The organism is Sporofaciens sp. St.21A7 (genome assembly GCF_059728535.1).
Genome location: NZ_BAAGFN010000001.1, coordinates 330,379 through 344,517, shown reverse-complemented (window position 1 = coordinate 344,517; position 14,139 = coordinate 330,379). Strand labels below are relative to the sequence as shown.

Sequence of the window (14,139 nt, the reverse complement as noted above, 5' to 3'; positions counted from 1 at the left end):
AGAAACATCGTAAGAAGTGCAGTTTATAGGCGGTTTTCAAAAAACTTCTCAGATAATTACTTAAACCTTATACTGTAGATACAGCGTAAAAATAATGCTGAATGTATAAGGAGGACAACAATGATGTGCCAAAATAACAGTGTGCCGTTTGAGCAGGTAATCCAATCCTTAATGCAGCTTTTGGAAGGGCAGGGATACTGTGTAGCTGTATTAGCAAGGAATCGCCGGATTTCAGATGAGATGAGGGGATTTTTAAGGGAAAACAAATCTGACTTCTATACCGAAGATACCGGTAGGGCTTTTGTTGAGTTTTGCAAAACGCACGATGTGTCATCAGAAACAAAAAATAATGCTGCTCTATTCACCCAACGCCTGAATGCTATTTTAAGGGGAGAAAAACTCCCCATCTGCCTTATGCCGGAAGAAAATTACGTTCTTCCTGATGGTTTAAAGATCCTTTTGGATTATTACCATGCTGACTGTATGGTCAGAGGATTAAAGGAGATTACTGCCAGAATAAACATCCAGCAGAACAGGCGTTTTCTTTATCATCTTTCCTGCAATGGATGTACAGAAGCAGGCCAGATCAATTCAAAAGTGGTTGGAACAGCAATACTTGCTATGGGAAGCGGCTGTTACATTCCGAGGATAAAGACTTTTTTAAGATTCCTTTTTGAGCATGGACATACGGATAAAGATTTCTCTTACATAGTACCTGGCTACAGGATTCCACAGCCAGTTCCTTCTGTCTATTCTGAAGACGAACTGTCAAAAATAGAAGAAGCCGTCCTTTCAGGAAATCCTCTTGGCAGACGGGACTATGCAATCGTGTTGCTTGCCTCCCGTCTGGGTCTCCGCAGTGGCGATATTGCAACGCTCACTTTTGATTCGATTGATTATGACGCAAACCTTATCTGTATTATCCAACAAAAAACAGGTACGGGACTGGAACTTCCACTGCTTCCTGAAATCAGGGAGGCGATTGCTGCATATGCCAGTGAGGAACGCCCCATTTCCGACAGCCCCTATATATTCCTTACGCCGCGCGCACCATACCGGCATATTTCAGCCAAAGCGATAGGGAAACGGATTGCAAAGGCATTAGAGAGAACAGACATTGATATCGGAGGCCGTAAACATGGCGCACATTCTTTACGTGCCTCTCTTGCCAGTTCCATGGTAAATGAGGGCATTCCCTATGAAGCAGTCCGCAAGACCCTCGGGCATTCAGATTTGAACTCCACTAAATGCTATGCCCGTCTTGACTTAGAACAGCTGCGCCCTTATACGCTTTCCCCACCAGAGGCATCGGGGTTTTTCCTCGAATTCCTTATGGGAAGGAGGTGTGTTGAATGATGAAATTCAAGAGTGCTTTCAATCAGGAAATAAATGATTACCTTGCGCTTAGGGAACATACCGTATCCCATGGTACATACAAATGTGATTGCGTTACACTGCATTCTTTTGATGACTATCTCGCTGCAAATGGCATTTGCAACAAAGAAATCTCCAGTAAAGATGTTTACGGATGGATGCAGTTGCTGCACCCGGCTTATGCCAGAAGCACAGTCGTTGGAAAAGTCAGTAACTTAAGGAAGTTCCTTGAATATTTGCGCCATGTTGGATTTTCGGTATTTTTGCCAGACTGTCCGAAACTGCGTGATACATATATGCCATATATTTTCTCAGATGATGAACTGGATAAGATTTTCCGGGCTGCTGATTCAATCCAGATGACAAAAAACAGCATCCCCCATATACAGCTTGAAATCCCCATGCTTCTCAGGCTCCTGTATTGCTGTGGCCTCCGGGTAAATGAAGCGCTGACAATCCGCATAAAAGACATCCATTTTGAAAATGATGCTATTTTGATCCGCAATGCAAAAAACAAGAAGCAGCGGATTGTTCCCATAGGCGGGGAATTAACAGATATGTTGAAAAAATACTGTCTCTCAATAGACCTGTCAGGCAGTCCTGAAAACTTTCTGTTTCCAGGCCGTGTCCCGGAAAAACATATGTCAGAAAACACTGCTATGCGCCGGTTCAAGGCAATCCTGAAAGAAACTGACATTTATATAGAGCCTGTGCCGCATACCCGTGGACAGTGCCTTCATTGTTTCCGCCATCTGTTTGCCATCAGGTCGTTTGCGCAGGCAGAGCGCAACGGCCGGCTTACGGACGATTCTGTGCCATACCTGTCCTTATATCTGGGGCATGACGACATGAACGGCACAGAAAAATATCTGAAATTCAGCAGCGATATGTTCCCTGAATACAACGACCTGTTTGAGTCTTATGCCGGGGATGTTTTTTCGGAGGTGTCGTATGAGGAATAAAACAGAAACATTCATGGAAATATTACAGAGCTTTTTTGATATTTATATGCCCTATTCAGCCGGACTGTCTGACAATACAATCCATTCTTATAAATATGCATTCCGTCTGCTGTTGGAATACATGTTTGTCAAGCGTGGGATTCCAGCAGACAAAGTTACTTTTAAACTTTTGGATTACAATACGGTCAACAGTTTCCTTATCTGGCTGGAAGAAGAAAGGGGATGCACAGCTTCCACCCGCAATCAACGGCTGGCGGCTTTATCATCATTTGCGGCGTATGCACAAAACCAGGATCTTGAGGCTGCGTCCGTATTCATGCATAATTTAAAGAAGATACCAGTAAAAAAGCAAAAATCAGGCCCACGCACGGTATTTTCCTTAAATGAAGTCACTGTCCTGCTACAGATTCCAGACGAAAGGAAATATACTGGCAGACGGGACAAAGTCCTCCTAAACTTCATGTATGCCAGTGGTGCCAGGGCACAGGAGATCTGCGATTTAAGGGTTCGTGACATGCAGAAACAGAAAGATCAGGTTCGGATTACCCTCATCGGAAAAGGGAATAAATCCCGGCGAATTATAATAGCAAAGCAATGTGGAGAGATACTTTGCCAGTATTTGTCATACCGGAAAATTGAAAACAGGCCTAACAGCCATGTTTTCTCAAGTCAAACTCATGAGCAAATGACAATTTCCTGCATTGAAGGGATTTTCAAAAAATACGTCCAGGCAGCAAAACAGCAGAATCCGGACATGTTCCTTGAAGCGCATTATTCGCCGCATACTATGAGGCATACTACCGCTACCCACATGCTAGAAGCTGGCATTCCAATCATCGCAATAAAGAATTTTCTGGGGCATACGTCGGTTGCAACTACTCAACGATATGCGGAGCTTTCACAAGGAACGGTGAACAAGCATATCAAAGAATGGAATGAAAAGTGGTTCCCGAAACAGAATGTTGTCACCCAAAAGTCTGATAATGAAAATATTATGCCTGATTTCTTGAATTAGTACTGTATGAACATACATATATTATCCGAGAAGTTTTTTGAAAACCGCCTATAAACTGCACTTCTTACGATGTTTCTTTGATAATGAAACTTCTCGGATAATGCCCTTTATTTCAGTTCTGACATAAAGGGCAAGTTTCGCCAGAGTAACTCCAAACCCACTTCGTGGATTTTGCTTACCTGACAAACTTGATGGAGGATTCCGCTCCCCATACCCTCGGTTCTGGCATATTTCCCCAATATGCAGGTTGGCTCCTATTGAAAATAGTCGCAGCGTGATTATCCCAATCACGGAGAAACCTAAATATTTCTATAAAAATCTCTCTTTCGTTTCCCATTGACGTTCCCTAATCGGCTTTATTATAAGAACTCTTTTTTATCCTTATAATAAGGGAAGTTCACTTTTACACTTTTAACAGAAAGGAACTATACAATGGCAAGACCAAAGAAGGACAGGGAACTACGACACAAACACCAAATTATGCTCCGCCTTACTGATACGGAATATGAAATCGTTTCTGAAAACGCAAAGGCTACACATCTTCCAACGGCTGAATATGTTCGGAAACAGATTATGAAGCAGAAGGTCACAGCGAATTATGAGATTGTTGCAGACCTGCCGGAGTTGAAAAAGCTGGTTGCAGAGTTTGGGAAAATCGGGAGCAACTTAAACCAAATTGCAAGGCATTTTAACAGCGGCGGCATCCACTCACAAGAAATGCGTAAGGCAATCGACCAGAGCGTGGCCAGAATTTATGAAATGAAGTATGAAGTCTTAAAGATGGCGGGAGATTTCCACTCTGCCGCCGGAGGTAGTTTGGATGGCAATACTGAAACATATAGCAAGTAAAAATGCCGACTATGGGGAAGCACAACGGTATCTCTTATTCCAGTATGATGAAAGTACGAACAAACCGATACTTGATGAAAATGGTGAATTGATCCCACGAAAGGAATATATCATGGACGGCATAAACTGTGATCCGTTCACGTTCGACATGGAGTGCAGGGAACTAAATGCCCTATACCACAAAAATGAATCCTATGATGAAATCAAATCCCACCATTACATCATCAGCTTCGATCCAAAGGACGCAATAGAAAATGGATTGACCGGGGAATGGGCACAGCAGATTGGAATGGAATATGCAAAGAAAAACTTTCCCGGCCATCAGGCTCTTGTCTGTACCCACATGGATGGGCATAATGAAAGCGGCAACATCCATGTGCATATCGTAATCAACAGCTTACGGAAATATGATGTGGAACGTCAGGACTTTATGGAACGGGCCTGCGATTCCCGTGCCGGGTATAAGCATCATGTATCTAAAGATTATCTGATTCACTTAAAGCAGTCACTTATGGATATATGCCGCCGGGAGCATCTGCACCAGGTAGACCTCCTTGCTCCTGCAGAAAAGAAAATCACAGACCGGGAATACCATGCGAAGCGCAGAGGGCAGAAGAAATTGGATGAACGTAACAGACAGCTCCGTGCAGACGGGCTGACACCACGTAAAACAGAATTTCAGACACAGAAAGAATTTCTACGGTCTGCAATCGAAGATGCCGCAGCCGTTTCCTGCAGCCAGGAAGATTTTCAGAACTTGCTTTTGGAAAAATACAATGTCAAATTGAAGGTCAGCCGGGGCAGGTTCAGCTACCTCCACCCGGAACGAAACAAATATATCACCGGAAGGATGCTCGGCACACATTATGTAGAAGATTATCTTCTGGAGCTGTTTAAGGAAAATGCAGAGCATAAGGAAAACAAAAAGCAAACAGTTGATATGGGGAAATATAATATGGAATCGAAGAAATCTGCAACCAGCCCATCCAATCTACTGCAAGAGGAAACTGTATCAGTCCTGTTTATCAAATCAGATCTGCGTCTGGTGGTCGATCTGCAAGCTTGCGTAAAGGCACAGCAGAATGCCGCTTACGCTAACAAAGTAAAACTTTCCAACCTGAAAGAAATGGCTAAAACAGTTGCTTATATACAAGAGCATGGATATAATACAAGGGATTCCCTGGAAGATTCTTTTTCAGAGATTAAGAGCCATGCTTCCATTTCCAGAAAAGAATTGAAGTCTGTAGAAGATAATCTCCGGAAGGTAAATGAGCAGATCCACTATACAGGTCAGTATCTTGCCAATAAATCTGTCTACCAAAAGTTTGTGAAAGCAAAGAATAAAGGGCAGTTCCGGCAGGAGCATCCGATGGAAATCGCACTCTATGAAGCCGCACGGAAATTTCTGAAAGAGCAGTCCGAAAATGGGAAGCTCCCCTCCATGAAGTTATTGAAAGCAGAAAAGGAAAAGCTGCTCCAACAGAAAAAAGAGGCACAGAAAACTTACCATTACTTCCGGGATTACCAAAAAGAATTAAATACCGTCTGCTTCAATGTCGATAAGATTTTAGGACAGACGCACACCCGACAGCCGGAAAAACAGAAAAGCACCGATATTTCTTAATCTTACTGGCAGAAAAACAGCCGCATGATTCCTTTATCAAATCTTTGCGGCTGTTATGATTCCAATGAAACAAATAGGTTTAAAAAATATCTTCCACTTTAGGGATTATTCCGCTAATGCCTTCGCTTTTCTCTCTCATGATACGACACATTTCATCCAGTTTTCTCTCCACATATTTCTGCATTTCCTCCCGTGCCGCTTCTGTTGGTTCAAAGGAAAAATAGAGCGGCTTCTCCCATTCCGCTTGGAACGGGTAGGGGAAAACATATAATTTCTTCACTTCCGGCATATCCGTGAACAACTGGAAAATCTCATAGGGCAGGATTTCCCCGCATACCAGGATGGAGCCTGTATCTACATAATAAACCTGTCCCTGGTACGTCGGCATACCTTGAGCCGCAAGCTGCTTCAAAGCATTCATCCGTATCGGTTCTATCTGGGTTCCTTGCCCCACACGCCATCTTGTCTGTGGGGCAAGCTCCCTGTAAATCCGTTCAGCTTCTTCATCCTTCCGGATATTATCGTCATAGTCATACCTGTAATTTTCTACCTGTATCTGCCCGTATGCAATCAGGCTTGTGAAAAGCGCAAGGGAATCCAGGTCAACATATACTGATTGATGTCCCCTGCCCTGATAAGAGCATAGAATATCCTCTAATGCGTCCATGATTTTCTTCATGGTTTCATACTTTTTTTCAGATTCTTTTTCCATTCCTTCTCCCCATTTTACGCTCCGCTTCTGCTGTCAGAAATATTTACTGGCATATCTTGTGTCTTATCCGATATTTCAGCCTGGTTTGCAGCTGCCGCTTTCTCCATCTTTTCTTTCTTCAACTGCTCTGTCCGTCCTAAATCCACATAGTGTGTCGCATATGCTTTTTCAATCTCCGGATTTCCGCTTTTGCTGAACCGCAGGGGGATTACCGGCTTATGTCCATGCCTTTTCTTCACACCCCACCGCTTGTAATAACAGAAAGACGGTTTCAGGTTCGTTTTCTTTGCATAGGACCGGATCTGTTTCATAATAAAGGAGAGCTTCTTTAAATTACACGTACACACCGCTTCCAGATACCGTACTTTCCCGAATCTCCAGTCCTCATACTTCTGCTTAGGCAGGACACCTATATCAACCAGCACATCAGCAGGGGCGGCATATCCCCTTTGCTGGCACTGGTGGTAGACAGCAGAATGTACTTTCCCTATCAGTTCTGATTCCTTCACTTTATCCTCCATGTGAATAACCCCGGCTGTATTCATTTGCAGCCGGGGATTCTATATACTTTTCTTTTTGTATCTGCCTGCCACCAAGTATTATATCGTTTGGAGCAGCCCTTTTTCAATTTCTCGAATGTCTTCCACAGACAATTCAGGAAAACAGCCTGCAATTTCTTCTGCCGACATTTTCCCCAACTTTAACATATTTTCTACTCCACCCCTTACTGCCTCCTTTGCAGCCTCACGTCTTTCACTTGCTATATGGGTACGCATGATCTTCTCTTCATCAAACAAAGCCATCATAATAGATATAACCTCCTTTTCTCTGCCTGCCAAAAACTTCCGAAGCACATCCCTGTCTTTACAGATACGGATGGTTTCCGTGACAGCCTCCCGGCTCCTTCCATACTGTTTCACCTGTTCATTATATACTTTTGTAAACGCAACATACTGGCTGATAATGTCATTCCCTTTATCTCCGTAAAGCACTTTAACCTTTACTTCAATAGCACATTCTTTCCCGCCGAAAAATTCTTTGGAAAGTGAGATTGTTTCCGGTCTGCTGGCACGCTCTCCTGTAAAAATCATGTATAATTCTGGTTCTGGAACATGAACCTTCTTGCTCCCATATAAATCTGCATCCTGTTCCTCAAAATAGTCATGGTAAATCTGCACTAAATACATCAGCACACGTATAATAATATTCATCGTCCATGAAGATTGATGCTCGACCAGAAACATGACTTTATCCCCAACCCTGAAAGCTAGATCGTTATAAATTCCATTCGTGAGGACGTTCCTTATGGTAATATCCATAAGCGCATCTTCCGTCGTCTCCGTATCCTCCGGATGGAGCGCACGGTATAACTGTATCAGATATTTCTTATCCTGAAAGAGCGTTGAAAAAACACTGTCTTTCGCCGTATATTTTGCAAACGCATTCTTTTTCTCCGCTGTTTTCTCTTTTGGTTCTTCCTGTAATGTTTCACCCTGCATCATATCACCTCGGTTCCAGATTTTGCCAATCAGTCCGGCAAATCGGCTATGCCCTGCCTTATAGTTTTATTATACAGAGAAACTCCCGATTGTTCAAGACATAAAAAGGGAGAAGCATCCGGCAGCATTCGCCAGACACTTCTCCTTTTCTTACTTCCGTCTGCGCTCCATATCCTCTGCCATTTCCATCTGCTGTGCCGGTTTTACACTCCGCTTTGCAATCTCTGCCTGTTTGCGGCGCAGCTTTGCCAGGACGGATACCCTGCCATTTTTCCCTTTTGGGGACATATTATTCCGCCTGCCGTCGATCATGTTGTAATTCTGTTCTTCATCTATCTCGGAACTTCGAAGATACTCCCCATTCTCCATATATTTCTGCCAGTTTTCAAGAGGCGGCTTATCCATAGCATTGCTGGACTGCATCTGGATATGCCCACCGGATATTTCCTGATTTTGCGGCTCTGCGGTAAGCTGTGGCGGATTAAGGTAATCCTTGATCTGCTGCTGCACCGACTGGTCAAATCCATGATATGCATGGTCTACAACCAGCTTCCCTTCTTCATCCAGCACAACCCATGCCACTTCCTTCCCATAAGTTTCATGCTCCATCAGAAAGAACTGCCTGCCTTCTATGATAATGCTGTCAAAGGCAAGCCATTTCCCCTCCTTCCCCTTGATGTGGAAATCTGTTATATCAAGAGACACAAGTGTGCCGGACGAACTTATCCGGATAAACCCAGCTATGACAGTAAACCCATCTTTTTCAACATAGTAAGAAGTCACGACACCGCCCTTATTCAGCACAAGCACATCGCTGACGCTGATCGAATGCCCGTGGAATGTCCTTGGCAGCTTCTCATTGAAACGCTTGCGAATTTCTCCTGGCTCGTCCTCCGGCTGCATCCGTGCCAAATACACCTGCTCATAATCCTCATACTGTATCTGGATTCCCTTCTCCTGCAGCGCACTGTAAGGCCGGAACCGTATCTGCCTGTTTTCCGGGATATTTTTAAGCTGATAAACAGCAAATTGGTTCACATCCATCATTCGTCCTCCACCAGTTCCTCTTTGTACGGTTCCAAATCCATGTTTAAAAATGCTTCATCCGTAAGGAACCACAGCTTTTCCAGTGTGCTGTTAATAAGTGCAAGCATTTCTTCATCCCTGCCTATGTAGGGGATCACATTATATATTTCCTCTATGGTTGCCTGCCTGCTTTCCTTCTGGAACATTGCCATCAGGAAATATTCATTTTCCTCAAACCTCACCATCATAATTCCGGTTCTCCTTTCTTCTTTGCCTGTGCCTTCTGCCCCTGTTTTTCCTGTCCCTGTTTTTCCTTCTCCTGCGCTTTCATTCTTGCCTGCCGTTCCCGGAGGGCATTTAAGACAGACTGCTTCTTGCTGCCGCCGGATATGGCTCTGTCTGTTCTGGGGGCATTTTCAGCCGCTTTTTTCAGTTCTGCAGGCTGCTTTTCCGATACCTCTGTATCTCCAACAGATTTCCGTACCTCTGTGGCTGGATTCCTGTTTTCTTCCATCTGAACAGCTTTTCCTTCCTTTACCTCTGGCATTGTCTGTTGCGGAAGCGCTGCTTTCTCTTCCGGAGCTGATACTTCCTGCCCCGTCCTTTGTTCCAAAAGCATTGCTTCCATATCCGCAATCGCTTTCTGCACCAGCGGGCTTTCTCTGTAATGAGGAATTTCATTGATAAACTCTGTCTGAATTTCACCCGCTACCATAAGGTCATAAGTCGTACCATCATAAATGCTGTCATCTTCTAATTGAATACCAATACTTTTTATGCCATTTAGCCTGTCCGCAGGGATTTTTTCATATAATTCCATTGCTTCCTGCAATGTCTCCAGACGCTCATGAAATTCCCCCAATATATGAAATTCTGAACACTCTGCCACATAAAATGTTATAGACTGTTTCCGGTCTGCCCGCCCATTACTTTCAGGAATCTCCATATAGCCTTGCTTTTCATCCAGATATTTCTCCGCATTTTCCAGATATTCCTCCAATGTCCCCGTCTTTTCCGTAGAGATTGGATTGATGTCAACCGGGATTCCTGCTATCTTTAATCCATCCTCATGGAGCGCACTGAAAAAAGCATCCTCCTTCAGATTGCCGCTGTAAGACACCACAACATCTATATCCGAGCCTTCATGGTACAGCCCTTCTCTGGTTCGGCTCCCATATACCCTTGCACCAAGCAGCTCCACTTCCTCCGACAGCCCCATTTCATCAATCTGCGCCTGGGCATAACAGAGTACGGTTTCCTCAGTCCCTGCCCGGCTCTGACTGTTTAATGCAGGCTCCGGCTCTGTCATATCAGAAACCAGCGGCAGCTTCCCCTTCTCCGTTTCTTTCGCCTGTGCCTTCTGCAGATCTTCCTGTGCGGCTGCTTCTGCCTTCTCCTGCAATTCCTCATAATCCATAACCTTACATGCCGTCATGGAGATTCCTTCATCAGAAAGGATTGCTTCCATCGCTTCACCGATGGATATATCTGGGTTATCATACACGCCTCCGTCAATCTCCCGGAAATCTTTGCCATAAATCGTATAATCATAGCCGTCTGAAACCGTCTGGATGGAAAAATAGCCTTTTCCTGTCTGGTATGCAATTTCAGCATCATAATTGTCGAGATATTCTTTTGCTTTCTGTAATGCCGACATCGTTTCCTCACGCACCCATTTTCCACTCAGGGAATATTTTTCTATGTCTGTGAGTGTTTCGATTCCATTCCTGCACTCAATCAGGGACATCCTGGAGGGCGGCTGCTCGCTGCTCTCCATGCCAAGCCGCTTGTCCACATGGTTTGGGATCTCATGATAAGCAGTAACTGCCGTATCCATATCTGAAAAATACTGATATGCCCTTTCCGCTTTGCCGCCCTCGGCATTCTGTATGACATAGTATTGTGCAATGAATGGCGGTTCCGGCTTCATCTCTATTCCTTTTTCCGAAAAATACTCGCCAATGGCTTCCATTGCCCCCTGGTCAAATCCATGCTCCAAGTCCTCTGCCACCAGCTCCCCATTCTGATTGACGATAATAGAGGCAACGGAATCCCCATATTCCTCATGCTCCATCCGGTAAAACAGCTCGCCGCTGATCTCCTTTGCTTCTACCGTATGCCATGTGCCGAAATGCCCGGTTGCAATAAACCCTTTCGTTTCCTCATTAATCTGCACGTTTTCTTCCATCACTAATTCCTGTTCCCTTATCGCATCCCTTGCCAGCCCGATAAACCCGTCCAGTACCGCCGGGTGGCTGTTTACCACATAGTCAGCGTTCATGTCCATCCCCCGGTTTATGTTTTCCGGTATCCCATATCCCTTTGCCCATGCCTTATTCCCAATAGAAAACCGCCCGTCATATTCCAAATGTTGTACGGTATTCGCAAGGATGAATACCACACGTTCCGCACCGTATTCTTCAATGATCTCCTTAGCGGCGTCATACGCCAGATGCAGCCCGTCAAAGTTCTTCCGGATCGCGTCCTCAATGGCATTTTTGCAGTCCAGGTTCCGTTTTCTTGATTCCAGGTAATCATCCGCCCGGCCATGCTCCATTGCATAGGGAAGCGTATGCGTATAAAGCGGCGGGTAGGCTTCTTCCTCAAAATACTGCGCTGCCTCTTTCCTTATCCTCTGTTCCCTCTGGCTTACAAAATCCGGCAGTTCCGTAAATCCAAAGCTGTCTACAAAGTGCGCCGACACATGCCCTCCACGGTTCAGGACCACAATATCACTCACCGAAAGGGAATGCCCTGTATATCCTTTGGGATGATTGAGATTGAATTTCTCATAAATAGTGTCCAGGTCGTCCTGTTGCCCCAGCCTTCCGCCATAGAGCAGCGCATAATCGCCTCCCTCCACTTCCATCCCGCTTTTCTTTATAAAATCCATATTGAAAAACAGGTATTCCCTGCCTTTCCCCTTTTCATCAATCTGAAAAATGCCATACCAGTCATTGGTATCCGTATAGAGCAGTTCTTCATTGGAACGGATCACCGCATCATGCATCTGTCCTTCCAATACAGAAACATCTAAGCCTGTGAGGGATTGCCGGAATTGCCCCGGCGTAGACATCCCTCCCACAAAATTCAGCTCCTCTCCCAAATTTAAAAATCCCCTTTCCGGGATTGGGATTGGCTGTATGGCAAGGACGGTTCCTGCATGGTTCACGACTACGTGATTCTCCAGCACGGCCGGATCTCCGGGATCATCGCCAGACCCCCGCAAGTCATAGCGGTAAAATCCCTTCGGCACGTCCCCCTCCGCTATCCGTCCGTTAGAAAACAAAGCCGGTACTTCAAATACTTCTACTTCCTGATATTCCTCGTCCATTTCCCTTTCTTCCTTCTCCTTATGCACAGATTCCATCACCAGGTGGCTTTCCCATGCCCTGGCGTCAACGCCGAATATCCCGCCAGTCTCTAAAATGTCCTGTTCCGTATTCATTAATGTGGAACTCCCATCTTCATGCAGACTATATATAGGAAGCCCGGCATTATGTAAGGCAGCCGCCCGTTCTACCGTAAGCGGCAGTACTGAATCATTCCGATAGCCAAAGTCATGCATCTGCAAAAGACCGATCTGGTTATCCGGCAGGAAGTCAATCTCCGCCTGTGCCTCCTCCATAATCCGCCCGATGTCCCGGCTTCCCGGATTTTCTGCCGCTTCTATCATTTCCCCGACCAACCTTTTTGTTTCCCTCAGATCATCCAGTTTATAAGCATAGCGGACAGCCAGGTTATGTCCCTCCCTTCCCAATGCCTCACGCCCATACTCCGCACGGCTGATGATAAGCTCCACTTGTATCAGTGTGGGAGATTTTGACGCATCTATGATATGCCCTGCATCTATATACAGGACATCATAGAAATCCGGCATATTTTCATTCCTTTCCGGATTTTCAGAATCCTTCCATAAATCCAGATGCACGCCATGCTCTTTTAAGAACTGTTCCGGGCTTCCGTTTTCTCCCTTTTGCTCTGCAAATGTCTGTAACAGCCTTAGAAAATCCACCCTGCCTACATTGTCTACAAGGTAAAAGCGCTTTGCGTCCTCACCGGAAAGGGCAACCTGGAATACCAGATCATCCTCCCCCAGCTCCCTCTCAGCCTCTTTTTCTTTCTGAAGCTTCTGGATATTCTCAACCATGCTGTCAATGAAAGAGCCTGCCGTTTTCCGGATAAAATCCATAGAGCTGCGCAACTCTTTCATCTCCATGCTGCTGGCCCATCCCGCCAGATACGGAAAGGAGTAGTCTGACACATCATCTAAACCGAAGAAACTACAGACCGTAAAAGCCACGCTCTCGGCCTCCGTTTCTATGGTCATCTTGTTTTTCTTCTCCCCAAGTTCCTCCATCACGTCCCGGTCATGGCACATGGCATGTGTCACTTCATGGAGGGCTGTTTTCATGGTCTGCTTCTCGCTCATGCCATCCCGGATTACGATTTCTTTATTCACATTGCTGTAATACCCTTTAGTATCCCCTTCAATCTTTGCATAGCGCATAGGGGCCGGGGACACCATCCGGATCGCCTCCATGAAAATGTCAAAGTTCTCCACACTCCCCATCAGTTCCGGCGCATCCAGCTCCGGGAGCGGATCACCTTGCGTTTGCGAAATGTCAAATACCGTAGATACACGGAACCGTGGGATGATATGCTCCACTTCCTCCGTTTCCGGCTGTCCGTCCGGGCGCAGCACTGGCTCGTTTGTCTCCGGGTCAAATTTCTCCACTTCTTCCTTTTCCCTGATCGGCACAGGGGCAATAATCTTGATCCCCTTCTCCCCACGCTTCACCTGACGGTGAAATTTTTTGCTCCATGTGCCGTAGCCTGCCACCAAGGTTGACTCCGGCTTTTGCATCGCTATCAAAAGCGTGTTGTTAAAGCTGTAATTATGGAACTGCGACATCGTTTTCAGGTATTCCGTGTATTTTTCCGAAGTAAATAAATCCTTCACGCCCTGTTCCAGCCGTTCCGTAATCTCCTTTAACTGTTCTTCCCGTTTTCCGGCCATAAATTTCCTCCATTCCCTGCCGGGACACCTATGTGGAATCCCGGCAGATACGATATAA

11 protein-coding genes are annotated in these 14,139 nt (G+C 45.4%); 5 read left to right on the top strand and 6 right to left on the bottom strand.

Features of this window, described 5'->3' with window-relative positions; all coding sequences use genetic code 11:
* Window positions 1-120 precede the first annotated feature (120 nt).
* The 5 genes from AC6I3O_RS01680 (at window position 121) to AC6I3O_RS01660 (ending at window position 5,824) form a co-directional block, all read left to right on the top strand.
* Complete coding sequence (locus AC6I3O_RS01680; RefSeq protein WP_290451271.1) at window positions 121-1,356, top strand: site-specific integrase; 1,236 nt, start codon at window positions 121-123, stop codon at window positions 1,354-1,356.
* The gene (locus AC6I3O_RS01675; RefSeq protein WP_004074395.1) at window positions 1,353-2,336 is read left to right on the top strand and encodes a tyrosine-type recombinase/integrase; all 984 of its coding nucleotides are present in this window, start codon (window positions 1,353-1,355) and stop codon (window positions 2,334-2,336) included. Before AC6I3O_RS01680 ends, AC6I3O_RS01675 begins: the two co-directional genes overlap by 4 nt.
* Window positions 2,326-3,351 (top strand): tyrosine-type recombinase/integrase, encoded by a 1,026-nt coding sequence (locus AC6I3O_RS01670; protein ID WP_172538080.1) that lies wholly within the window; start codon window positions 2,326-2,328, stop codon window positions 3,349-3,351. The genes AC6I3O_RS01675 and AC6I3O_RS01670 overlap by 11 nt, the downstream gene beginning before the upstream one ends.
* A gap of 432 nt (window positions 3,352-3,783) precedes the next feature.
* Window positions 3,784-4,200: a plasmid mobilization protein gene (locus AC6I3O_RS01665; protein WP_004074407.1), complete on the top strand. Its 417-nt coding sequence runs from the start codon at window positions 3,784-3,786 to the stop codon at window positions 4,198-4,200.
* A complete protein-coding gene (locus tag AC6I3O_RS01660) occupies window positions 4,172-5,824 on the top strand; it encodes a relaxase/mobilization nuclease domain-containing protein (RefSeq protein ID WP_135975719.1) in 1,653 nt (550 codons plus the stop codon). Before AC6I3O_RS01665 ends, AC6I3O_RS01660 begins: the two co-directional genes overlap by 29 nt.
* 79 nt (window positions 5,825-5,903) lie before the next feature.
* On the opposite strand, the gene AC6I3O_RS01655 is transcribed toward AC6I3O_RS01660, so the two are convergent.
* The 6 genes from AC6I3O_RS01655 to AC6I3O_RS01630 form a co-directional block, all read right to left on the bottom strand.
* Entirely contained in the window at window positions 5,904-6,536 is a 633-nt protein-coding gene (locus AC6I3O_RS01655) for a hypothetical protein (protein ID WP_004083166.1), read from the bottom strand.
* Between the two features lie 14 nt (window positions 6,537-6,550).
* Entirely contained in the window at window positions 6,551-7,045 is a 495-nt protein-coding gene (locus AC6I3O_RS01650) for a hypothetical protein (protein ID WP_330571583.1), read from the bottom strand.
* Window positions 7,046-7,135: 90 nt separating this feature from the next.
* The gene (locus AC6I3O_RS01645; protein ID WP_016221413.1) at window positions 7,136-8,035 is read right to left on the bottom strand and encodes an RpnC/YadD family protein; all 900 of its coding nucleotides are present in this window, start codon (window positions 8,033-8,035) and stop codon (window positions 7,136-7,138) included.
* A gap of 150 nt (window positions 8,036-8,185) precedes the next feature.
* Entirely contained in the window at window positions 8,186-9,079 is an 894-nt protein-coding gene (locus AC6I3O_RS01640) for a YodL domain-containing protein (protein WP_065547587.1), read from the bottom strand.
* The gene (locus AC6I3O_RS01635) at window positions 9,079-9,309 is read right to left on the bottom strand and encodes a transposon-transfer assisting family protein (RefSeq protein WP_004083174.1); all 231 of its coding nucleotides are present in this window, start codon (window positions 9,307-9,309) and stop codon (window positions 9,079-9,081) included. Before AC6I3O_RS01635 ends, AC6I3O_RS01640 begins: the two co-directional genes overlap by 1 nt.
* On the bottom strand, window positions 9,306-14,081 hold the full coding sequence (locus tag AC6I3O_RS01630) for a DUF3849 domain-containing protein (RefSeq protein ID WP_004083175.1): 4,776 nt from the start codon (window positions 14,079-14,081) through the stop codon (window positions 9,306-9,308). The genes AC6I3O_RS01635 and AC6I3O_RS01630 overlap by 4 nt, the downstream gene beginning before the upstream one ends.
* Window positions 14,082-14,139: the final 58 nt, after the last annotated feature.

Excerpts from the sequence above, each read along its gene's own strand:
- AC6I3O_RS01640 (WP_065547587.1), bottom strand. The coding sequence starts at position 9,079 with ATGGATGTGAACCAATTTGCTGTTTATCAGCTTAAAAATATCCCGGAA.
- AC6I3O_RS01655 (WP_004083166.1), bottom strand. The coding sequence starts at position 6,536 with ATGGAAAAAGAATCTGAAAAAAAGTATGAAACCATGAAGAAAATCATG.
- AC6I3O_RS01665 (WP_004074407.1), top strand. The coding sequence starts at position 3,784 with ATGGCAAGACCAAAGAAGGACAGGGAACTACGACACAAACACCAAATT.
- AC6I3O_RS01635 (WP_004083174.1), bottom strand. The coding sequence starts at position 9,309 with ATGATGGTGAGGTTTGAGGAAAATGAATATTTCCTGATGGCAATGTTC.
- AC6I3O_RS01630 (WP_004083175.1), bottom strand. The coding sequence starts at position 14,081 with ATGGCCGGAAAACGGGAAGAACAGTTAAAGGAGATTACGGAACGGCTG.
- AC6I3O_RS01670 (WP_172538080.1), top strand. The coding sequence starts at position 2,326 with ATGAGGAATAAAACAGAAACATTCATGGAAATATTACAGAGCTTTTTT.
- AC6I3O_RS01680 (WP_290451271.1), top strand. The coding sequence starts at position 121 with ATGATGTGCCAAAATAACAGTGTGCCGTTTGAGCAGGTAATCCAATCC.
- AC6I3O_RS01675 (WP_004074395.1), top strand. The coding sequence starts at position 1,353 with ATGATGAAATTCAAGAGTGCTTTCAATCAGGAAATAAATGATTACCTT.
- AC6I3O_RS01660 (WP_135975719.1), top strand. The coding sequence starts at position 4,172 with ATGGCAATACTGAAACATATAGCAAGTAAAAATGCCGACTATGGGGAA.
- AC6I3O_RS01645 (WP_016221413.1), bottom strand. The coding sequence starts at position 8,035 with ATGCAGGGTGAAACATTACAGGAAGAACCAAAAGAGAAAACAGCGGAG.